Origin of the sequence: Pectinatus sottacetonis, assembly GCF_015732155.1 — a bacterium.
GTDB lineage: Bacteria > Bacillota > Negativicutes > Selenomonadales > Selenomonadaceae > Pectinatus > Pectinatus sottacetonis.
In genome coordinates, this window is record NZ_WIQK01000001.1 from 648,787 (window position 1) to 670,653 (window position 21,867).

General features: G+C 35.5%; 18 protein-coding genes and 1 other annotated feature. Of the genes, 15 read left to right on the forward strand and 3 right to left on the reverse strand.

Annotated features, from left to right (window positions below; translation table 11 throughout):
• The first annotated feature begins 354 nt into the window (after window positions 1-354).
• The 3 genes from I6760_RS03030 (at window position 355) to I6760_RS03040 (ending at window position 3,596) form a co-directional block, all read left to right on the forward strand.
• The gene (locus tag I6760_RS03030) at window positions 355-2,559 is read left to right on the forward strand and encodes a heavy metal translocating P-type ATPase (protein WP_196593025.1); all 2,205 of its coding nucleotides are present in this window, start codon (window positions 355-357) and stop codon (window positions 2,557-2,559) included.
• Window positions 2,560-2,707: 148 nt separating this feature from the next.
• The gene (locus tag I6760_RS03035) at window positions 2,708-2,917 is read left to right on the forward strand and encodes a heavy-metal-associated domain-containing protein (protein WP_196593026.1); all 210 of its coding nucleotides are present in this window, start codon (window positions 2,708-2,710) and stop codon (window positions 2,915-2,917) included.
• A gap of 31 nt (window positions 2,918-2,948) precedes the next feature.
• Window positions 2,949-3,596, forward strand: a complete 648-nt coding sequence (locus I6760_RS03040) for a hypothetical protein (protein WP_196593027.1) — start codon at window positions 2,949-2,951, stop codon at window positions 3,594-3,596.
• Between the two features lie 68 nt (window positions 3,597-3,664).
• Here the strand turns inward: I6760_RS03040 and dhaM are convergent, their stop codons facing one another.
• Window positions 3,665-4,060 carry a dihydroxyacetone kinase phosphoryl donor subunit DhaM gene (gene dhaM, locus I6760_RS03045; RefSeq protein ID WP_196593028.1) on the reverse strand — a complete coding sequence of 132 codons (396 nt, stop codon included), beginning with the start codon at window positions 4,058-4,060 and terminating at the stop codon, window positions 3,665-3,667.
• 216 nt (window positions 4,061-4,276) lie between these two features.
• On the opposite strand from dhaM, the gene I6760_RS03050 reads away from it, so the two are divergent.
• From I6760_RS03050 to I6760_RS03065, 4 genes are all read left to right on the forward strand, one after another.
• Entirely contained in the window at window positions 4,277-4,642 is a 366-nt protein-coding gene (locus tag I6760_RS03050) for a VOC family protein (RefSeq protein WP_196593029.1), read from the forward strand.
• Window positions 4,643-4,658: 16 nt separating this feature from the next.
• Window positions 4,659-5,930: a hexokinase family protein gene (locus I6760_RS03055; protein ID WP_196593030.1), complete on the forward strand. Its 1,272-nt coding sequence runs from the start codon at window positions 4,659-4,661 to the stop codon at window positions 5,928-5,930.
• 28 nt (window positions 5,931-5,958) lie between these two features.
• Window positions 5,959-7,320, forward strand: coding sequence for an RNA polymerase factor sigma-54 (gene rpoN, locus I6760_RS03060; protein ID WP_196593031.1), 1,362 nt, complete (start codon window positions 5,959-5,961; stop codon window positions 7,318-7,320).
• A gap of 121 nt (window positions 7,321-7,441) precedes the next feature.
• Window positions 7,442-7,756, forward strand: a complete 315-nt coding sequence (locus I6760_RS03065) for a hypothetical protein (RefSeq protein WP_196593032.1) — start codon at window positions 7,442-7,444, stop codon at window positions 7,754-7,756.
• 139 nt (window positions 7,757-7,895) lie between these two features.
• Here I6760_RS03065 and I6760_RS12910 read toward each other — a convergent pair whose 3' ends face one another.
• Window positions 7,896-8,738, reverse strand: coding sequence for a methyl-accepting chemotaxis protein (locus tag I6760_RS12910; RefSeq protein WP_196593033.1), 843 nt, complete (start codon window positions 8,736-8,738; stop codon window positions 7,896-7,898).
• Window positions 8,739-9,164: 426 nt separating this feature from the next.
• Here I6760_RS12910 and I6760_RS03075 point away from each other — a divergent pair, with 426 nt between their 5' ends.
• The 8 genes from I6760_RS03075 (at window position 9,165) to pheT (ending at window position 20,785) form a co-directional block, all read left to right on the forward strand.
• The gene (locus I6760_RS03075; RefSeq protein ID WP_196593034.1) at window positions 9,165-10,433 is read left to right on the forward strand and encodes an NAD(P)/FAD-dependent oxidoreductase; all 1,269 of its coding nucleotides are present in this window, start codon (window positions 9,165-9,167) and stop codon (window positions 10,431-10,433) included.
• A gap of 116 nt (window positions 10,434-10,549) precedes the next feature.
• Window positions 10,550-11,833 carry an SGNH/GDSL hydrolase family protein gene (locus tag I6760_RS03080; RefSeq protein WP_196593035.1) on the forward strand — a complete coding sequence of 428 codons (1,284 nt, stop codon included), beginning with the start codon at window positions 10,550-10,552 and terminating at the stop codon, window positions 11,831-11,833.
• Between the two features lie 64 nt (window positions 11,834-11,897).
• Window positions 11,898-12,065 (forward strand): hypothetical protein, encoded by a 168-nt coding sequence (locus tag I6760_RS03085; protein WP_196593036.1) that lies wholly within the window; start codon window positions 11,898-11,900, stop codon window positions 12,063-12,065.
• Between the two features lie 494 nt (window positions 12,066-12,559).
• Window positions 12,560-13,444, forward strand: coding sequence for a glycine--tRNA ligase subunit alpha (gene glyQ, locus I6760_RS03090; RefSeq protein ID WP_196594744.1), 885 nt, complete (start codon window positions 12,560-12,562; stop codon window positions 13,442-13,444).
• Window positions 13,437-15,482, forward strand: coding sequence for a glycine--tRNA ligase subunit beta (glyS, locus tag I6760_RS03095; RefSeq protein ID WP_196593037.1), 2,046 nt, complete (start codon window positions 13,437-13,439; stop codon window positions 15,480-15,482). The genes glyQ and glyS overlap by 8 nt, the downstream gene beginning before the upstream one ends.
• A gap of 36 nt (window positions 15,483-15,518) precedes the next feature.
• Window positions 15,519-16,886, forward strand: a complete 1,368-nt coding sequence (locus I6760_RS03100; RefSeq protein ID WP_196593038.1) for an amino acid permease — start codon at window positions 15,519-15,521, stop codon at window positions 16,884-16,886.
• Window positions 16,887-16,999: 113 nt separating this feature from the next.
• Window positions 17,000-17,241: a binding site (T-box leader), on the forward strand.
• A gap of 64 nt (window positions 17,242-17,305) precedes the next feature.
• Window positions 17,306-18,331, forward strand: coding sequence for a phenylalanine--tRNA ligase subunit alpha (gene pheS, locus I6760_RS03105; protein ID WP_196593039.1), 1,026 nt, complete (start codon window positions 17,306-17,308; stop codon window positions 18,329-18,331).
• 21 nt (window positions 18,332-18,352) lie between these two features.
• Window positions 18,353-20,785 (forward strand): phenylalanine--tRNA ligase subunit beta, encoded by a 2,433-nt coding sequence (gene pheT, locus I6760_RS03110; protein WP_196593040.1) that lies wholly within the window; start codon window positions 18,353-18,355, stop codon window positions 20,783-20,785.
• Between the two features lie 54 nt (window positions 20,786-20,839).
• On the opposite strand, the gene I6760_RS03115 is transcribed toward pheT, so the two are convergent.
• Entirely contained in the window at window positions 20,840-21,859 is a 1,020-nt protein-coding gene (locus I6760_RS03115; protein WP_196593041.1) for a LacI family DNA-binding transcriptional regulator, read from the reverse strand.
• Window positions 21,860-21,867: the final 8 nt, after the last annotated feature.

Consider the following 21,867-nt stretch of genomic DNA (forward strand, 5'->3'; position numbering starts at 1 on the left):
ACTCATCCCATATCATATTGTAAAAAATTTTATTCTAGCGTATATTTACTTTCAGCCGAAATTATTCTCGACATATCCAATAAATATAATAAGATTGTAACAATTTTTTCCCTAAACAGCAAGCATATAAATGTTTGTTCTTGACAATATTACTAATAAATCGCATAATAAAATATAAGATAATTTAATTTTATATTTTAATATATTAAAGCTATTTTTGTACAGCTATAATATATTAATTTAACTATTTCCTATAATACTACAAAAGTCAGTAGATTTACTATTTTATTACAGTTTATGAGTGATAAAAATTAGTGAAATCGCTGATTTTATTATCATTAAAGGAGTTTTCCTATGTTGCAGCAAAATTTTTATATTGCCAATATTGAAAATCAGACTGACATCAATAATATTGAAAGTATAATAAACAACATTCCTGGTATAGATGCTGCTTCAATCGACATACATACGAAAGAACTCAAAATATTATTATCCCATTATGTAGATAAAAACATTGTTATCTATGCGGCAGACCAAGCCGGGTATAAACTCACATTCTTATCTGCTAAAAAATTTAATACAATCAGACAGATGGTTGCTGCTGCCCTTATGTCTATAATATGTTTTATTGTCTTATTAGCCATAAATTCTGTTACAACTTTGAGATCATCACCATTTTTTATCGCGGACTATCTGCATAATCCCCAAATATTTACTATAAGCAATTTTTCCTTAGTAATATTGCTATTGCTTATAAATTACCGTTACTATATGATAAGTGTCAATGCTATGGCTGCAAAGAAAATACACCGATATCTTCTGCTGAGTTTAAGTACATTTGCTCTTTTAATACTTGCTATCTATGATACTTTTTCCCATAACACATTTTTACCCGCTGACAGCCTGTATCTTGAATCCATTGCACTACTGTTGACATTTTCTACCATAATGGAATTATATACTGCATATGCTAAAAAAATTTTTTGGCAACTGAATCCTGCTTCAATTGATAAACTGCCTGACTTTGTAAATATACTTGACCCTATATCAGGTGAAAAAACAAAAATTCCTATAGAAGAAATTTCTTCTGCTACTACCCTGCTTATTGGCCCAAATGACACACTTCCAGCAGATGGCAAAATTATAGCGGGAAATGCATCTATCAATGAATCTATTTTAACCGGCAAAAAAACTCCTGTAAAAAAGGGGATCGATGACAGGGTTTATGCTTTTACTGTCAATACATCCGGTACTTTTCAATATCAAGCCGATAATACAGGTTCTGCTACACTAGCGTTGCAGCTTTGTACTTTTGCCCATAATGCTCAATTTTCAGCCCTATCTACTGCAGATAGTTCCCATAAATTATCTCATATCATGCTGATTATTGCCTTGTTAGCAGCTATAATAATGTCCATTTACTGGGCTGTTACTGGTAAGCCCCTTTCCTTTATAATTACTGTATTTTCCACAATATTAATTACAGCATATCCATATGGCATCGACCTATCAGCAAAATTACCAGCTATGTCTGCCATAAAGCGGTGTTTTAGGGCAGGTGTTTTTCTTAAAGATTCCTCTGTATTTGAACAATCCTACCATCTTGATACTTTAATATTTGCTAAAACAGGAATATTAACAAAAGGCCAGCCTCGTGTTACCGGTTTATATCCTGAAGGACTATCACCTAAGGTTCTACTCTCATTAGCTGCTAGCGCTGAAGCATCTCTAAATCATTTGCTAAGCCGTTCCATTCTTGCCTCTGCTGCCAAAAACAGAGTTCAATTACAACGTATATCATCAGCACAATTAATAAGAGGAAAGGGCGTAGAAGCTTTAATAAACCGAGAAATTATTCGTGTAGGAAAACTTTCCTGGCTGAAAGATGAGGGTGTTGAAGTGAGTAATGAACTCCAAGCAAAAGCTCTGCAAGCTGCCAATGAGGGAAACACACCTTTATTTATTGCTCTAGATAAATATTGCCACGGAGTTATCGTTATCAATGACCCACTCAATCACAATATTAAAGATGTTCTTCATGCACTGAAAAACACAGCTGTTATTATATTTACAGGCGATAACAGACTTACTACTAAAAACCTTGCCGCTAAGGCTGGTATAAACCAAATACGCTGCGAATTATCAGCAGCAGATAAAGCCAAGGAAATTTCCCTACTGCATACTCACGGATTAACTATCAGCATGATCAGCAATGATATGAATGACGATGCTGCTCTTACTGCCGCTGATATCGGAATTGCTTTTGATAACTACGCTATAAGTTCTATCAAGGCTGCAAACGTTATTATTTTTGCCGATAATCTCCCGCTCATCTCAGATACTATTAATTTTAGCCGTAAAATAATCCACCAGACAAAACAAAATATCATTTTAGCTGCCATCTGTAATCTTTTTTGTATACTAACAGCTGCCGGCTTATTCTATCCTTGGAGCCAACAACTACTCAATCCATTAGTTGCTGTATTAACTATTATGCCTGTTCCTATTTTTATAACAACTCGGGCATTATATGTGCACTTTCACCATAAACAAGTATAACAAATTTCCCTGGCTTAAAAAGTTATTTTAGGTCAACAGGATGTTTATTGACAATCCTAGTTACCAAATTATATTATACCTGTAATATTCCCAAGGAAATTTTTATCATATTTATTAATGATTGATATTTTATAAGGGGGTTTTTATTATGTTGAAAATTTATATTAAAAACATGGACAGCAGTCATAGTATGTCTCGTATCATTGCTGCCCTGGGCGATCTTGAAGGAATGCATAAAATCCAGGAAGCAAATTTAGCTGAAAATTATATATCTGTCGAGTGTAGTACGAATGAAAATACCTTGCGTGCCGCAATAAAAGATGAAGGTTATAATGTAACTAAAATAGAAGAATATTAAGCTACCAACTTAATTAATAAAGGATTTTTTCATGAAAAAATTATTACTTATCTTGTCTGTTATGTTGATAATTCCTTTAAATGTTCATGCCGAAATCAGACAAACAGAATCCGGCAATACCATTACGAGGGAAAGTGCTTTCACTTACACTGTTCCTATTTCTGATAATAAATCCTACAATAAAAACATAAAATCAGAAAATATTTTTTCCAGTTTTGTAAAAATTACTCAGTTCTACAATCGTGACAAAACCCATTTCCGTTCACTCTGCGAGCTAGAACTGACTTCTCGTACTAAAAAAATTGATTTATTATTTAACAAAAATTATCCACCGAAAATTGAATATACTTCAAATGGACAATTAAAAAATTTAATATTAAAGGATGTCTATTATAACGATCAGTACTTTATTTCTTTTAAGCTAAAAAAAAATACCCTAATGCCGCTTTATACTGCTGATAAGGTAGAAATTGTTTTTCCCGTCATAACAAACGGCTGTAATTTTATTTATAAAAAAAATAAAAAAGGAAATTTGCAAAAATTATATCAAAAAAATGTTTTAACTGACACTTCTACTGTTATAGAAAAACGCTATATAATCCCCTCACAGATAATAAGAGAATGGCAAAATGTCATGACTACACATTTAACTCCTGGCAGTATAGCAAGTACTCTATAAAAGCCCCATCTACCTATAATATATAGCGGAAATTCTGCTCTGCAAAGCTGAATTTCCGCTATATTCACTTAAAAATTAAACTTAGGCAACTTACCCGCTTCTTCTGCCACTTCTAAAACTTTTTCCACCGAGCTGCCTAAAGATGCTTCTATAGTTGCAATTACAGTACCTTCTAAGATAGGTGCATTTGCTATGTAAACATTTTTCTTATTTATTTTTTTATTATTTCTTATCATATCACCACAAATTATAGCACTTCCTAGATCTACAAATAAAATCATTCCATCTTTCTCATCCATTTTTTCAATAGCATCTTCCACTCTATCAAGATCTATTCCCAGTTTTCCGTCAGTAGTTCCACCCACAGCACTTATAGGCTGATCTGGTTTTGCCATTTCTACCGCGATTTCTTTTATTCCTTCTGCTGCTTTTAAACTATGTGATACTATTATGATTCCTACCATTATTTTCACCCTCATAAAATTATTATATACAATATATTTATTATGTTATAATATGTAAAACACATTGATTATTATATCACAAACAATTATCTTTAATATATTCTCTGATTACATTACTAACACCAAAATCAATTTGTTAATATATATATTGTTTGATAAAATATATGTTGTATATTTTATTAAATGCCAACTAAATGTAAAGGAGTTGACTCATTTATGAATTTCAAATTTGCCCATAATAATATCAATGTCCTGGATCTAAAAAAATCAATTGATTTTTATAAAGAAGCATTTGGTCTGACGGAAATCCGCCGCAAAGAAACCGACAATTTTATACTTTCATATTTAAGCGATGGACAAGGCTGCCACGAATTAGAATTAACCTGGCTTAAAAATCGCAAAGAAAAATATAATTTAGGCGATAATGAAACACATTTGGCTTTTTCTGTTGATAATTTTAAAGCTGCCCATGAGCTACATAAACGAATGAATTGTATTTGTTATGAAAATAAAGACATGGGAATTTATTTTATTTCTGATCCTGATGGCTATTGGTCAGAAATTATCCCTGCAAATAAATAAAAGGAAGTAATTAATAATGGATAATAATAAATTTTCAGCTATAATAAATACTTTTTCCACTTCCCAGCAGGATCTTATGGATATAGCTGCCGCTGTACGATATGACATTGAAGAAGGGCTCAAGGGAAATACATCTTCATTAAAAATGCTAAAATCCTATATTGGTCTGCCTTCCGGTCAGGAAGAAGGTAAATATCTCGCACTCGATTTTGGTGGAACAAATTTACGCGTAGTATTAATAGAACTACATAAAAATGGTAAATTTACTATATTAAAAAAAGTGGCTAAACCATTAAAAGTTGCTGGAAACTATGACTTTGTCGGCAAAGGATCATGTGCGAAAGATATGTTTGATTTTATAACTGAAATCATTGATGAAGTAATTGAAGGCAATAAAAATGAAGAATATTTTTTAGGACATACTTTCTCTTTCCCTTCAAGCCAAACTAATATTTATAACGCAAAATTAATAACATGGACTAAGGAATTTGCCACCAGCGGTGTTGAAGGACAGGTAGTTAATGACTTATTAAAAGAATCCCTGTCCAGATATGGTTTTAATAACGTAAAACCCATTGCGGTAATAAATGATACTGTTGCTGTACTATTAGCTGCCGCTTACAAATCTTCTGACACATATATCGGCTCGATATATGCTACAGGACATAATACGTGTTATTTTGAATCATATCCTGAAAGTAACAGCCAGCCTATGATAATTAATTTGGAAATAGGTAATTTTTATAAGCTTGCTGTAAATAAATATGATACTATACTTAACAATAATTCCGAACTACCTGACCATCAAAGACTAGAAAAAATGGTTTCAGGCCGCTATATCGGTGAGCTATTTTCTTACTGTTTACAAGATGGTTTACAATTAGAAAAACTGCCTGATTTTACAAGTATTGATCTATCTACCATTCTCAATGATAACTCAACCACTTTAAATGATGTGAAAACATTAATAACAAATCATTTATCCATAGAATTATCTACCGAAAATGCCCGCTTAATACAGACACTTGCTCAGAATATAGTAAGCCGGTCAGCCCGTATTGTTGCTGCAACCTATTGCGGCATATTATGGCATATTTTCCCAAATAATATTCCCAGACATAACATTGTCATTGACGGTTCTTTATTTGAAAAAATGCCTACAGTTACTGACAATATGCATGAGGCACTTCATCAGGTATTGGGAAGTGACTCTGCTGGTATTAACCTGGTATTGGAAAATGGCGGATCAATATTAGGTGCTGCCCTAGCCGCTGCCATGAGTAAATAATCAACTAGATTACTATGAGGTTGTTAAAATGAAACAAGATTTGTCACTTCACATAAAACAAAAAATGGTCATGACCCCTAAAATGCAACAATCTGTCAAAATTCTTCAAATGTCATCACAAGAACTTCACGAAACAATAGAACAGGAATACAATGAAAATCCTACGCTGGAATTTGATGAATCAACTGGCAACACTGATCAATTAAGTGATGAAAAAATAGCTGCTGATGACATAAACAATCTTGCTGAATTTCTTAATGACCGCTCTAGCAACACTCACTCAGTTTCTCATGATGGCTACGATTTTAAACAATTGCCTGCTCCCGGTAGTAGTCTTGCCGATATGCTCCATGAACAGGCCGGTTTTACTTTTACCAACTATACCGAACAGCATATTGCTGATTATATAATCGGTTGTATCGATGGGCGTGGTTATCTTACCATTTCAACTAAAGAAATAGCTCTGTCAACAAATACTGCTGAATCTTTTGTTATAGATGTGCTGCAGCGTATCCAGTCATTTGACCCCATTGGCGTCGGCGCACGTGATTTATCTGAATGTTTACGTTTGCAAGCCCGCTATTCAGGTATATATCATGGCCTTATTGCTGTAATAATTGATAAACATCTCCATGATCTTGCTAAAAATCAAATAAAAAAAATAGCCCAGCAGGAAAACACTTCTATTAATGCCGTTCAAACCGCAGTTGATAAAATAAAACATTTAGATCCCAAACCAGGTTCTTCTTACAGTGATGAACAACCAAAATTGATTATTCCCGATGTTACTGTACGAAAAATTGATAATGACTATATCGTATTTGTCAATGAATACACTGTTCCCAGCTTACGTATAAGTGATCTTTATCGCAATACTCATGATATGGATGTACCGACAAAAAAATACGTAGAACAGCGTGTTAATTCCGCTATATGGCTTATAAACAGTATTGAGCAGCGGCGGCGGACTTTATACAACGTTTCTGCTAAAATTATTTTTTACCAAAAAGATTTTTTTGATAAGGGAAATGCTTTCCTTCATCCCTTATCAATGAAATTGATTGCGGATAAGTTAGATATTCACGAATCAACAGTTAGCCGTGCTATTGCCAATAAATATATGGAAACTCCACATGGTATCATAAGTATACGAAGTTTTTTTAATACCGGTATTACCGCAAATGCTGCCGGAGAAGAATTAATTGCCGGACAAATAAAAAATATTATAAGGGGATTTATCGATAAAGAAAACAATAGAAATCCGCTGAGTGACCAAAAAATATGTGATCTTTTAAAACAGCAGGATATAAATATTTCACGCCGTACTGTAATGAAATATCGCGAGCAACTCGGCTATCCATCATCTACTAATAGAAAACAATATAAATAAAAAAATATATATTTATTCATTCTACAATTACCGATTTATTGATTATTTCTTTATATTCGGTAATTTTTTATTTATTATTTAAGTCAATATTGGACTTTTATACCAATACTATATTAATATTATGAATTTATTATTTTTTGATCAAAAATTCATAATTGAAGAAAAAATAGCTACTATTTCAGAAAAATCTATAGCAATCAATACCGAAACAGAATCTGCCAGTAATGAAATAAACCAAGCCACCGTCATTTTTCAAAAAGCAGCTGAAGGAACAGAGGAAGTAGCTGCATTAAGTGAAGAAACGACCTCAATAATAAGTGAAGTAACAAAACGTGCCAAGAATCTTGCCGCCCATGCTGATGCATTGCAGAAATCATTGAAAAATTCAAACTCCAATAATTATTGTACAACTGATATTTTAACTTTATCCTATTAAAACAAAAAGCTGCCGCGCAAATTAACATCGACCGCATAAACCCCATCATTTTCCTCAGTCCTTCTATAAATAATCTAAGGAAAACAGTATAAATTTATGAATCAAAATGTTTATGCGTAGCAGCTTCATTATACAACTGTTATTTATAATCCTCGAGAAAAGAATTCAAATGGTCGGCAGCCTTTGTAATATGCGCTAGCGTTGCTGTTATTTCTTCAGTAGATGCCGCTTGTTCTTCACTGATTGCCCCCACTGTCTCAGTAGACTTGAATATTTCTTCTACAGCCTTGTTCATTTCTTCCAAAGTAGAATGTATCTGTTCAGTAGCATTTTTAGACTGATCTGCTAATTTCCGTACTTCTTCGGCAACTACGGCAAATCCTCTGCCATGTTCACCAGCCCTAGCCGCTTCAATTGCTGCATTAAGTCCCAATAAGTTAGTCTGCTGTGCTATATTATTGATAAATTCTATTACTTTAGCAGTTTCTCCGCTTTTTTCTTTTAAATTAGTAGCCTGTGTAATAGACCCCTGACCCGATTTAGCCAGTTCACTAGCACTATTTGCCACTTGTTCAATAGATTGATATGCTGTTTGTGTTGAATTGACTACATCTTTTACTGATTTTATTAAATCAAGACTTGATTCCATATCTATACCTGTACTTATGGTTCCTATTACCTCATTATTTATCCCATAAATAGGGGCAAAAATTGCTTTAATTGGAACACCATAAACAGTAGCATCAATATCTTGTCGTACAACCTTTTTCCCATCTATACATTTTTTTATTACGGGGGTAACAGGTTTACCCGGATGAAGATCTATTTCAAAACTTTTCCCTTTTTCATAACCAATATATTCCTGCAAGTCAGTCAATCCCATAACCAAATCTTCACGAACAATTTGTTTTATGTAAGGCATAACAATTTTAAAAGCATTTAATATATCCTCGTTACTTTTCACACTATCCGGATAATTCATTATATGCTCCCCCTCTTATAAAATTTTTATTTAAATAATATTTTTAGAAAATTTATATAAATTGATTGTAGTTTATAGACAAGAAAAAGTCAATATTTATATTAGTAAATCTATTTTTACTATTTAATTATATAATTCATATAACTAGCAATAAAATGTATTATTTTTTCTTATTTATGAATATTTTACCATTTTATGACAATTTGATTAATCATCCTATTACCATAATATAACAAAATAAGCTATATTTATCTTGACAAGATAAATATATTATAAAATTGTTGGTTTTTAAGAAAAAAAGTCAGATAATTGTAAAATTCTCTTGTTATTTTATTCACAATCATATATAATAACTATGTTACAAAAAGCACATGCTTATAGTAAATTGTTTTAATATTATTAGGGTTTATATTAGGAGTGGAAAAAATGTCAGAAAAAAGACCTCATGTAGTAATCATCGGTGCCGGATTCGGTGGAATAAAAGCGGCAAAATTACTTGCAAATGAAGCCGTTGATGTTACCTTGATTGATCGCAATAATTATCACTTATTTCAACCTTTATTATATCAGGTATCTACCTCTATGCTGTCAATTGATGAAATTGCCTATCCGACCAGGGCATTTTTCCGCAAACATAAAAATGTTCGTTTTATGCTCGCACATGTCCAAGGATTTGATCCAGAAAACAAAGAAGTTATTACACCTTATAAACGGGTAAAATATGACTATCTTATTATCGCAGCAGGTTCTACTACGAATTATTTTGGTATGAATAATTTAGCATATACGACTTATGGAATGAAAACACTGCGTGAAGCCATTCATATCCGCAACCATGTACTACATATGTTCGAAAGAGCTGAACGTGAATCTGACCCAACAATACGCAAAAGGATGCTTACCTTTGTCTGTGTAGGCGGCGGGCCTACTGGTATTGAAGAAGCTGGTTCTTTGTCCGAACTCATTTACAATGCTATGAAAGATGAATATCATGGACTTGATATGAACGAAGTTTCTATTATTTTAATTGAAGCTACTGACAAAGTTCTTCCCATGATGCCACCAGATCTACGTGATGAAACAGTAAAAATTCTCCAGTCAAAAAAAGTTGATGTACGTCTAAACACACAGGTCGTAGATTGCAGTGAAGACAGTCTTACTTTAAAAGATGGCAGTAAGATTGACACTAATACTGTTATATGGGCAGCAGGAGTAAAAGCTGTTCCTGTTATCGAAAAATTAGGTTCTGAAGTTGATCGAGCAGGACGCGTCATTGTAAACAAAACTTTACAGGTTCCTGGTCATCCCGAAATTTTTGCCATTGGTGATTGTTCTCATCTAGAACAAAATGGTCGCCCTTTAGCTACAATTGCTCCCGTTGCTACACAAGGAGCCTTAGTATGCGTGGAAAATATAAAAAAACTTATCAAAGGTCAAACCGATTTAGAAGAATTTGTCTATCATGATGTCGGCAGTATGGCAACAATAGGTCGTGGTCAAGCCGTAATGGCTAAAGGCAGCTGGAAAATGAAAGGCTTTTTTGCCTGGTGTGCCTGGATGTTAGTTCATCTTATGCGGCTTGCCGGTACTCATACTAATATAACAGTTGCCTTAAAATGGGCTTGGAATTTATTATCAGGTATAAGACTTGGCCGTATCATTACTAATATCCCCGATAATAGAGATTCTAAATAAAAATCTATCACTTTATTAAAATACCAAACTTGGAATAATAGTTTGGTATTTTCTTTGTGTCTGATATGCTATAATATTAGGTAATCATAAAAAAAGCAAAGGAGAAGTGTATCGTATTGCTACGTATTTTATTTGTAATAACTGTTAGTATCTCTGTGTTTTTTTCTTATATTACACCCTTGTATGCTGCACCTGTCAACCCATATACAATAATAAAAAAAGGAACTGTTTCTCATACAAAAAAATTTACTCTTATTTGGCAGCCTATCCCAAAAGCTGTGCAATATGAAGTGACTATTATTGATAAAACTACTCATGCTTCTATAAATGATATAAATCACATTTATGCTGCTGGCTACGAACTCAGTACCAACAGTTTGGAGTATAACCTGGATAATTTATACTGGCGGGTTCGCGGACTGGACTTTAATGGCAGGCCAGTAAATAACTTTTCCGAACCACTGCCATTAATGGCTGATCTAAATAATTCAATGCGTCCTTTTACTACCACACAATTCAATAAAATGTCCTATATGCCTGTTTACCCAGTCTATTCCTGGATACCATACTTAAACGCCGCCCAATATGAAATACGTATTTATAAAACTGCCTTATCACCAGTTTATACAAATGACACATTAATCCATGAATATCATCTACATAATAATATAAGTTTTGATTTTTATGACCCTGCTGCTTACACTAGTGAAGGTCGTTATTACTGGACAATCCAGGCACAGGATGCAGTAGGTTTTCCAGTAAGCCGCTGGTCAAAACCAAGCTATTTTACCGTAACAAGGTCAAATATCAAAGTTGCTGCTTTAGGAGATAGTATTACACATGGCGGTGGAGCAATAAGTACTCCTCCAAGTTATCCAATATATGACTGGGAAACTTACAGTCCTGTCCCTATACTGAATATTGGCTACAGTGGTGACACCACAACAGCTATGCTTAATCGTTTTCACAAGGATGTTCTTCCCTTTAAACCAAGTATTCTCATAATTATGGGAGGAATAAATGATATACGAATTGGCACAAAAGCATCTGATGTTATTGCTAATTTAACCAAAATACGCACGTTATGCATAAAGCATAATATTATTCCTGTAATGGTAACTGTTGCGCCAATAAACCCGCAAAAAATGCAGAATATCAACCTTACACCATCCGCCGGTTGGCAAAAACAGCTATTAATTCTTAATAATTGGATACGTTCTTTTAAAACCTCAATTGATGTAGCACCATTTTTAACTGATAAAGCTGGACAGCTGAAAAGCACCTTTACAACAGACGGACTGCATCCCGATAAAACTGGCAAATGTATTATCGGCAAAACCATTGGGACCAAACTTCTACAGAATTATCCGACAATTGTGTCCAACCATTTCCCCAATTGATTGTTCGAAGAATACTGTAATTAATTTTTTATAACTTATACCCTGTCAAGGAGAGTGAACTACAATGTTAAACCATGAAAGCATAAAAAATGCCGAAGCTGCCATAACAGCCATTAATAAACTATGCGGACATTGTGAAATCTGTAGTCCTGACTGCCCTGTAGCGATAGCCAGACGCTCTATAGAATCGCTTCACTATGATCTACTGAAACTGGAAAAAGAACAAAAATAACATATTTTTTATTTTTTGGCAATAACTATTATATATTAATTGACAATATGTATTTTATCTGCTAGACTATACACGTTCAGCAATGAATGGTATATCGACTTCAATATAAAGCGAAACGTGATAGTGAAAGACGTTAATGGAGTCAGCGGCAGCCATGAGCTAATAATTAAATATATAAGCGGGCATTTTGCCAATCAGGGTGGAACCGCGGATTATAATATATGAATCCGTCCCTGTGATATTTTATATCACAGGGACTTTTTTATTTTAATGTATCATTTGTATGGTGATAACTTTCCTTTTCTTCCGATACAGTGAAATTAGCACCATAGATAAAACATAAAACCGTGGGACACACGGGGGTAGCTTGTTTATGCTTGCGGCATCAGTCGTATCGAACAAGAAATTCCCGCCTTCTAATGTATCAGCGTAGGTGGTGGGAGTATGTCTCGAAAATTTATCTTCACCATCATATCAAGGAGGTTTTTATTTTGATGACATTTCAGGAAATTATCCTGACATTACAAAAATTTTGGTCTGATCAAGGCTGCATTCTAGGACAGGCCTACGATGTAGAAAAGGGTGCAGGCACTATGAATCCTTCGACATTTTTACGTGTTCTAGGCCCTGAACCATGGCATATTGCTTACGTTGAGCCATCCCGCCGCCCTGCTGATGGCCGCTATGGAGAAAATCCTAATCGCTTATTCCAGCATCATCAATTTCAGGTTATTATGAAACCTTCACCTGATAATATCCAAGAATTATATTTAACCAGTCTAAAAAAACTAGGCATCCATCCTGAAGACCATGATATACGCTTTGTGGAAGATAATTGGGAGTCTCCTACACTTGGTGCATGGGGATTGGGTTGGGAAGTGTGGCTTGACGGCATGGAAATAACTCAATTCACCTATTTCCAGCAAGTCGGCAGTGTTGATGTCAAGCCTGTAGCCTCTGAAATCACATATGGCCTGGAAAGACTCGCCATGTATATACAGGAAAAAGAAAATGTTTTCGATATAGTATGGTCTGGTGATTATACATATGGTGATGTTTTCAAACAAAATGAATTTGAACAATCCACCTATAATTTTGAACTTGCTGATACTACTTTATTATTTGACCTATTTGATAAATATGAACAAGAAGCAACCCGTATCATAAAACTTGGTTATGTCCATCCAGCTTATGATTATGTCTTAAAATGTTCCCATACGTTTAATTTACTCGATTCACGTGGTGCTATTAGTGTATCAGAACGCACAGCATTTATCAGCCGGATCAGAAATTTATCCCGCTTATGCGCAAAATGCTATCTGGAACAACGCGAAAAATTAGGTTATCCAATGTTAACACGAGGTGACAATAATGAGTAAAGATTTATTACTCGAAATAGGTACTGAAGAAATTCCAGCCCATTTTATGCCGGCCATATTAAAACAATTACAAGAAAAAGCTCAGACAAAGTTTTCCAGTCTTCATATAGAATTCAGCGAAATTAAGACATTGGGCACACCACGCCGGCTTACTCTTTTAATAAAGGGCTTAGCAGAAAAACAAGCTGATATCTCTACCGAACATAAAGGACCTTCTGTAAAAATAGCTTTTGATGCTGACAACAATCCTACTAAAGCAGCTGAAGGGTTTGCCCGCGGTAAGAAGATTCCTGTAGAAACGCTTACCATCAAAGACGGTTATGTATATGCTGTAGTTCATGAACAGGGCCAAGCCACTTTCAGTCTGCTGAAAAATATACTTCCTCAGCTGATTACTGAACTAAATTTTCCCAAAACAATGCGCTGGGGTAATCTTGATTTCCGTTTTGTCCGTCCTATTCGCTGGATAGTTGCTTTATATGACAGGGAAATTATTAATTTTACTATAGCCAATGTAACATCCGGCAACAAAACTCGCGGTCATAGATTTTTAAGTAATGGTGAACATATCATAGGCTGTGCTTCAGCTTATGAAAAAACAATGCAAGACCTATTTATTATAGTAGATCAAAACAAACGCCGGGCTATTATTGAAAAACAAATAAATAAACTTGCTGCTGAACATAATGGTAATGCACAAATAACGGAAGATCTTCTAGAAGAAGTTACCTATCTGGTTGAATACCCTACAGCTTTATGCGGCAGTTTTGAAAATAAATATTTGCAGTTACCTAAAGAAGCGGTAATAACTCCAATGCGTGAACACCAGCGATATTTTCCTGTGCTAGACAATAAGAATAATTTATTGCCCTTATTCATTACTATACGCAATGGCGGTAAAAAATCCCTTAATATTGTACAACATGGCAATGAAAGAGTTCTTCGGGCTCGTCTTGCCGATGCTCAGTTCTTTTTTGATGAAGACCGAAAGAACAAACTCGTTGACTATCTTGATAAATTAAAGACTGTTGTTTTTCAGGAAAATCTTGGCAGTATCTATGACAAATCACTACGACTAGTTGAACTTACTAATTACCTCGGTCATTACTTGAATATATCTGTTGGTGAATTGAAGACAGCAAAACGTGCCGCCTATTTATCTAAAGCAGATCTAGTTACCGGCATGGTATGTGAATTTACTGAACTACAGGGAACCGTGGGACGCGAATATGCTCTTTTAGATGGTGAAGAAACAGCGGTGGCAAAAGCCATTTATGAACATTACATGCCGCGTTTTGCTGGAGATAAGCTTCCCTCCGAAACTGCTGGTCAGCTGGTAAGTATTGCTGATAAAATCGATAATATCACCGCAACATTCAGCCGCAATCTTATACCTACAGGTTCCCAGGATCCATTTGCACTCCGCCGCCAGACCTTAGGCATGATTAATACAATAATAAAAGCAGCCATGCATATATCTCTGACTGCTCTCATTGAAAAATCAATGGATTTGCTCAACATCAATTCTGACAGCAAATCTAATTTATTGAGCAATATACTTGACTTCATCCACCTGCGTCTAAAGACTATATTATCTGACAAAAAAATTCGTTACGATATTGTAGATGCTGTGAGCAATAATGTGGATGATATTTACTCTGTTTACCAGAAAGCTGTCATTCTTAATGAAAAAATTACTACTGGCAGCATGGATGATACCATACAGGCATTTGTCCGTGTCAGCAATATTGCCAAAAAAGATAGTTTGACAATGAGCCCTGATTTATTTGTAGAAAAAGAAGAAAAAACACTTTATAACATTTATACTGCTATTAAAACCGCTAACACAAACTTACATGATGATTATGCATCTATGATTGAAAACCTGAAAAAACTAACCATCCCTATTGATGCCTTTTTCAATAAGGTAATGGTAATGGATAAAAATGAAAAAATAAAAAATAATCGGTTGGCACTCTTAAAGAATATAGATAACTTGAGCAAACAAACCGCTGACTTCAGTAAAATTGTTCTCTAATATCTAATTTATATTTAAAGAGAGGGCTTTGATTATATGGAAAAAAAAAGATTACAACGTAATCTGAAAGCCAGACATGTAGAAATGATCGCCTTAGGAGGAACAATAGGCGTAGGATTATTTATGGGATCGGCCAGCACTATTGAAACTGCTGGCCCTTCCGTCTTACTCTGCTATGGATTAGCAGGACTTGTAATATTTTTCATAATGCGAATTATGGGTGAAATGTTATATTTAGAACCAGTAACCGGATCTTTTGCCTCTTACGGCTATAAATACATTCATCCCTTTGCCGGATACTTGACAGCGTGGTGTTATTGGTTTTTATGGGTTGCTGTAGGTTTATCTGAAATAACAGCTATTGGTATCTATATAAGATACTGGCTGCCTTTTATGCCCCAATGGATCTCCGCTTTTGGCGGCATGTTTATTATTGCTGCCGCTAATTTAACAGCTGTAAAATATTATGGAGAATTTGAATTCTGGTTTTCTATAATAAAGATCAGTACGATTGTTATAATGATCCTGCTTGGCTTCGGTATCATATTATTTGGCATAGGTTATGGTGGTCATCCCCTTGGTTTTTCCAATCTATGGTCCCACGGCGGATTTTTCCCCCATGGAGCAAAAGGTATGCTGACTGCTTTATGTATAGTTACTGCTTCTTTTCAAGGTATAGAATTAATAGGCATAACCGCTGGTGAAGCTGAACAACCTCAAAAAACTTTAAGAAAAGCCATCCAGGGAATTGTTTGGCGTATTCTTTTATTTTATATCGGCGCTATTTTTATAGTAATTACTATCTATCCCTGGAATCGACTGGGTATGCTCGGCAGCCCATTTGTTACAATATTTTCCCGTACGGGCATTACAGCGGCTGCTGGCATTATAAATTTTGTCGTATTAACTGCTGCACTTTCCGGCTGTAACAGCGGCTTATACAGTGCCGGCCGCATGCTCTACACTTTGTCAGAAAACGGTCAGGCTCCTAAATTTTTTTGTCGATTATCAAAATCAGGTATTCCCCAAAATGCTATTTTATTTACTATTGCGTTACTTAGTATCGGTGTTGTCTTGAATTATTTAATTCCTAACTCAAAGTTATTTTTGTATATTTACAGTGCCAGTGTATTTCCCGGAATGATTGCTTGGTTTGTCATAGCTATAGCTCAAAAAAATTTTCGGAAAACTCATGGAAAAAAAGTTATGGCTGAACACCCCTTTAAATCTCCCCTATATCCTTACAGCAACTATTTCTGCATTATTTTTCTTCTGTTAGTAATAATAGGCATGTGGCTGAATAATGATACTCGGACTTCTTTAATCGTCGGCTGGATCTTCTGCGGCATATTATCAATCTATTATATAATATGGCAGCCGGATAAAAAACATACGTTTTTATAAAATAAATGACATGTTGCTTAAACCATATGCGCTGAATTTATATATAATTGTTTTATGATTTATTTTGTGATATACTGAGCTATGATATATTAGAAAGTTAGTATATATATAGATATTTGACAATGATAAAGAGAGTATGCCTGCTTATTTCGTACAGAAAATATCGTTTCAGCTGAGAGCGATACCGAAATTTCAGGCAGAAGTTCACTTTTGAGTTCTATAGTGAAAATTATAAAATATATATTTTATTTTATGAGCTTACCGGCAATTAATTGTGTAGCTATAGCGTTGGCGGCGTTAACGCAGTCAAAGTATCAATTAGGGTGGTACCGCGAGTTTAACCTTCGCCCCTTTATAGGGGGGAGGTTTTTTTATTTTCTAGAAATTTAATTATAAAACTTCATCAGGAGGCACTTATCTTGGAACAGGAATTATCTCAAATCAAACACGAAGCTCTAACAGCAATAAAAGCTGCTGAAAATTTAACTGTTCTTAATGAACAGCGAGTGAAATATCTGGGAAAAAAGGGTTCTCTTACCGCTATACTACGCGGTATGGGCAAACTGGCACCAGAAGACCGTCCGCGTGTCGGACAACTTGTCAACAATGTACGCATAGAACTCGAATCTCTTTTGGAAGAACGGGTAAAAACATTAAAAAAAGAAGAAATGGTACATCGTCTGGCTAATGAAAAAATTGATGTTACCCTCCCTGGCAGAAAACAGCACCTTGGTCATCTCCATCCATTAACACTAACACTCAATAAAATTAAAAATATTTTTAAAAGCATGGGTTATTCCATCGCTGAAGGACCGCAGATCGAAACAGATTATTTTAATTTTGAAGCATTAAATCTGCCCAAGGATCATCCTGCCCGCGACATGCAGGATTCTTTTTACATCACTAATGACATACTCATGCGTACACAGACTTCTCCTGTCCAGGCAAGAACCATGCAGGCACATGATCCTAACAGTCCCATTCGTATAATTGCACCAGGCCGGGTATACCGCCGTGATGATTATGATGCTACACATTCGCCTATGTTTACTCAGGTGGAAGGATTGTGCATTGATAAAAATATCCGTTTATCTGATTTAAAAGGTACTTTAACATCAGCCATGCAACAATTATTCAGTGATGATTTACAACTGCGTTTCCGTCCCAGCTTCTTCCCTTTTACAGAACCCAGTGCTGAAGTTGATATGACATGTGTCATGTGCCATGGCAAAGGCTGCCGTGTCTGCAAAGGAACTGGCTGGCTGGAAATACTCGGTGCCGGTATGGTTCATCCTCATGTATTACAGATGAGTGGTTATGATCCTAAAAAAGTCAGCGGATTTGCCTTTGGCATGGGGGTAGAACGCATTGCCATGCTTTCATACGGCATAGAAGATTTAAGACTTTTCTTCGACAACGATTTACGTTTTTTAAAACAATTTTAATAGTAAAGGAGATTTCCTCACATGCAGGTATCCATAAAATGGCTCAAAGACTATATTCAATTCAGTGAAACTCCGGAAAAAATTGCTGACTTGCTGACAATGGCTGGTGTTCCCGTAGAAAATATTATAGATCCAGGTGCAGGCTTAGACAAGGTAATCACTGGTCGAATTGAAAAATTAGAACCACACCAAAACTCAGATCATTTACAAATATGCACAATAAATGTTGGTCTGGAAAAAAACATAATCATCGTAACCGGAGCACAGAATGTTGCCGAAGGCCAGATAGTTCCTGTCGCTATGATCGGCGCTCATCTGCCCAATGGAATGAAAATTTCCAAGGGAAAACTACGCGGCGTAATGTCTTATGGTATGTTATGTTCTGCACAGGAATTAAAACTTGATCTTGAAGCTCTTCCCAATGAACAAAAAACAGGTATATATATACTACCTTCTGATACAGTAATCGGTATAAATGTAAAGGATATACTTGGCCTCAATGATATTATTTTAGAATTTGAACTGACTGCCAACAGAAGCGACTGTTTTAGTGTCTTCGGGCTTGTCCGGGAAATAGCTGCTTTGACAGGCAACAAGCCTGTCTGGCCTGTTATCCATGTAAAAGAAGATAATCCTCTGGCAATTGAAAGTTCCTTTAATGCTGAAATCAAAGATCCTGATCTATGTTCACGTTTTTCCTGCCGCATGCTTAAAGATGTAAAGATAGGTCCTTCTCCTGAATGGCTCCAGCAGCGTCTTGATGGTGCCGGTATCCGTTCCATAAACAATGTCGTCGATGTAACAAATTTTGTAATGATTGAATTAGGTCAGCCAATGCATTCATATGACTATGACACTATCATTGGACATAAATTAATTGTCCGCCGAGCTGTGGAAGGAGAACTTATCCACACATTAGACAATACCGTCCACAAAACGCAAAAAAATATGCTCATGATTGCTGATGACCAAAAAGCGGTCGGACTGGCAGGAATAATGGGTGGTTTAGCAACAGAAGTAACAGCTAAAACTACTACTGTTATCTTAGAAGCCGCCAAATTCTATGGACCTAGTATACGCCGCACCTCACGGGCCTGTGGCTTAACTTCAGAAGCCTCCGGCCGATTTGAGCGCGGTACTGATATAGAAAACACCACCTGTGCCCTAGACCGTGCTGCCCAATTATTACAAGATATAGGCGCCTGCACTGTATGTAAAGGTATCGTCGATATATATCCTGAACCCAAACAGCCCATAAGTGTAGACTTTACCACTGATGAAATAAATAAACACCTGGGAACTACTATTGATAAAGAAACAATGTTGCACATTCTGGAAAAATTGGAAATTACTACTGTGGATAAACAGGACTGCATTACAGCTAAAATTCCTTCATGGCGCAATGACATAACATGTATGCAAGACATTTCAGAAGAAATTGCCCGTATTTATGGTTTTGAAAACATTCCTTCAACTTTACCATTCGGCATTGCTCTACAGGGCAAGGAATCAGAAAAACAAATATTCACCGACAAGATCAAGGATGTATTATCCAGTATCGGCCTGTCTGAAACAATATCATTTGCCTTTACTCATCCTTCTATATTCGACAAATTAAATGTCCCAGAAAATCATCAAATGCGCCGCGCCATTCCTATAATGAATCCTCTTACAGATGAATATCCTCTTGTCCGCACATGTCTGCTGGGTTCTGTAATGGAAAATCTGGCACGCAACTTCTCCCGCAAAAACAATGACATAAAAATTTTTGAAGTAGGCACTGTTTTTCAGCCTAAAGCCCTGCCTGTAACTGAACAACCTGATGAATATTTGAAACTAGCCGGTGCCATTTCCGGTAGAAGAGATCCAGTCGGCTGGAACCAAAGCAATAATGATATTGACTTTTATGATGCCAAAGGTATTGTTGAAGAATTACTGGATAAACTGTCCATAAATCGTTATACCGTTGAAGCAGGAGAACACTTTGCCATGCATCCGGGAAAAACAGCCCTGTTCAAAAAAGGGCGTGATACCATTTTCACGGTAGGCGAACTGCATCCATCCACTGCTGCTGCTTTCAATATAACTAAACCTGTCTATATTTTCTCTGCTGATGTAGAAAGATTAATGAAATATGCCGCAAAACACATAAAAAGTAAAATTCTACCAAAATATCCTGCTGTTTCCCGGGACCTGGCAATCACTGTAGATGCTGGAATTGATTCAGAGAAAATTAAAAAAGTTATTACTAAATCTGCCGGCCAGTATCTTGTAAACCTTGATTTATTTGATGTATATAGCGGAAAACAGATCGAAGCAGGACAAAAAAGTCTGGCTTTTGCCCTGACTTTTCAGGCAGCAGAAAAAACACTCACTGACGAAGAAATAGATAAATCTTTTACAGCAATAATTACTGCCTTAAAAAAATCATTTGCTGCTGTATTACGTTCATAAATAACTCCTAAAGAAAAAAACCACTAGCTAAAAAACTAGTGGTTTTTTTCTTTATTATTTTTTAACCGGAGCTGTTGTATCTCTTTTTATCAATGTATTTTCCAAAATAATTTCGTCACTTGATTTATTATCAGCCTCAATTTTTTCCAATAATAATGCTGTTGCTGACTGGCCTAGCAATGACATATTCTGATCTATAGTAGTCAGCTTAGGTTCCACGAACCGGCTGATAGCTATATTGTCAAATCCCATGACTGATATATCTTCCGGTACTTTTACTTGTAACCGGTGACAACCATTAACTGCCCCTACTGCCATCAAATCATTACAAGCAAATATTGCGGTTATTTTTCGTCCGCTCTTTATTGCCATCATAACTTTTTCCATAGCATTATCCACAGTTTTTTCCACATTGCCTTCCCCTATATTTAAAATATAAGGTCGTATATTATATTGGGCCATCATCTTACGATAAATTTCTTCTTTTATTTCATATGAATCGCTACTCATACCGCGCACAAATAAGATCTCACGATGACCAAGTTGCAAGAGGTGTTCCAGAGCCAGTTTTGTACCTGCTCCCTCATTATTTGATACATATGATATACCAGGACGCTTCACATAACTATTAATGAAAACCAGAGGAACTCTCTGTGCTATCTGATCATAGAAGGGAGCCTCCACAGCATATGTATTAGGTGATATATTAATGATCCCACAAACATTGCGCGACAATAATTCCTGCATACATTGTTTCTCTTTCACCGCGTTATCCTTAGCACAGGTAATAAGCATAGAATAGTTATAATGCTTTATATATTCTTCTATTCCATCAAATACTTCAGCAAAAAACATATTAAATAAACTGGGAACAACTACACCAATAGTTGTCGATTGACGCGTATTCAGCTCACGGGCCTGTATGTTCTGCACATAATGAAGTTCTTCTATAGCCTTTATTACCCTTTTCTTTGTTTCTTCCTTAACAGGATAGTTTCCATTTACTACCCGCGAAACAGTTGCAACTGAAACACCGGCTTTTTTTGCTACATCTATTATTGTCGTAGTTTTCATCAATATAT

What these genes read in the sequence shown, in the direction of transcription:
- I6760_RS03055 (WP_196593030.1), top strand. Translation starts at nt 4,659, where the DNA reads ATGGATAATAATAAATTTTCAGCTATAATAAATACTTTTTCCACTTCC.
- glyQ (WP_196594744.1), top strand. Translation starts at nt 12,560, where the DNA reads ATGACATTTCAGGAAATTATCCTGACATTACAAAAATTTTGGTCTGAT.
- I6760_RS03100 (WP_196593038.1), top strand. Translation starts at nt 15,519, where the DNA reads ATGGAAAAAAAAAGATTACAACGTAATCTGAAAGCCAGACATGTAGAA.
- I6760_RS03085 (WP_196593036.1), top strand. Translation starts at nt 11,898, where the DNA reads ATGTTAAACCATGAAAGCATAAAAAATGCCGAAGCTGCCATAACAGCC.
- I6760_RS03115 (WP_196593041.1), bottom strand. Translation starts at nt 21,859, where the DNA reads ATGAAAACTACGACAATAATAGATGTAGCAAAAAAAGCCGGTGTTTCA.
- I6760_RS03030 (WP_196593025.1), top strand. Translation starts at nt 355, where the DNA reads ATGTTGCAGCAAAATTTTTATATTGCCAATATTGAAAATCAGACTGAC.
- I6760_RS03035 (WP_196593026.1), top strand. Translation starts at nt 2,708, where the DNA reads ATGTTGAAAATTTATATTAAAAACATGGACAGCAGTCATAGTATGTCT.
- I6760_RS03075 (WP_196593034.1), top strand. Translation starts at nt 9,165, where the DNA reads ATGTCAGAAAAAAGACCTCATGTAGTAATCATCGGTGCCGGATTCGGT.
- I6760_RS03040 (WP_196593027.1), top strand. Translation starts at nt 2,949, where the DNA reads ATGAAAAAATTATTACTTATCTTGTCTGTTATGTTGATAATTCCTTTA.
- dhaM (WP_196593028.1), bottom strand. Translation starts at nt 4,060, where the DNA reads ATGGTAGGAATCATAATAGTATCACATAGTTTAAAAGCAGCAGAAGGA.
- I6760_RS03065 (WP_196593032.1), top strand. Translation starts at nt 7,442, where the DNA reads ATGAATTTATTATTTTTTGATCAAAAATTCATAATTGAAGAAAAAATA.
- I6760_RS12910 (WP_196593033.1), bottom strand. Translation starts at nt 8,738, where the DNA reads ATGAATTATCCGGATAGTGTGAAAAGTAACGAGGATATATTAAATGCT.
- pheT (WP_196593040.1), top strand. Translation starts at nt 18,353, where the DNA reads ATGCAGGTATCCATAAAATGGCTCAAAGACTATATTCAATTCAGTGAA.
- glyS (WP_196593037.1), top strand. Translation starts at nt 13,437, where the DNA reads ATGAGTAAAGATTTATTACTCGAAATAGGTACTGAAGAAATTCCAGCC.
- I6760_RS03050 (WP_196593029.1), top strand. Translation starts at nt 4,277, where the DNA reads ATGAATTTCAAATTTGCCCATAATAATATCAATGTCCTGGATCTAAAA.
- rpoN (WP_196593031.1), top strand. Translation starts at nt 5,959, where the DNA reads ATGAAACAAGATTTGTCACTTCACATAAAACAAAAAATGGTCATGACC.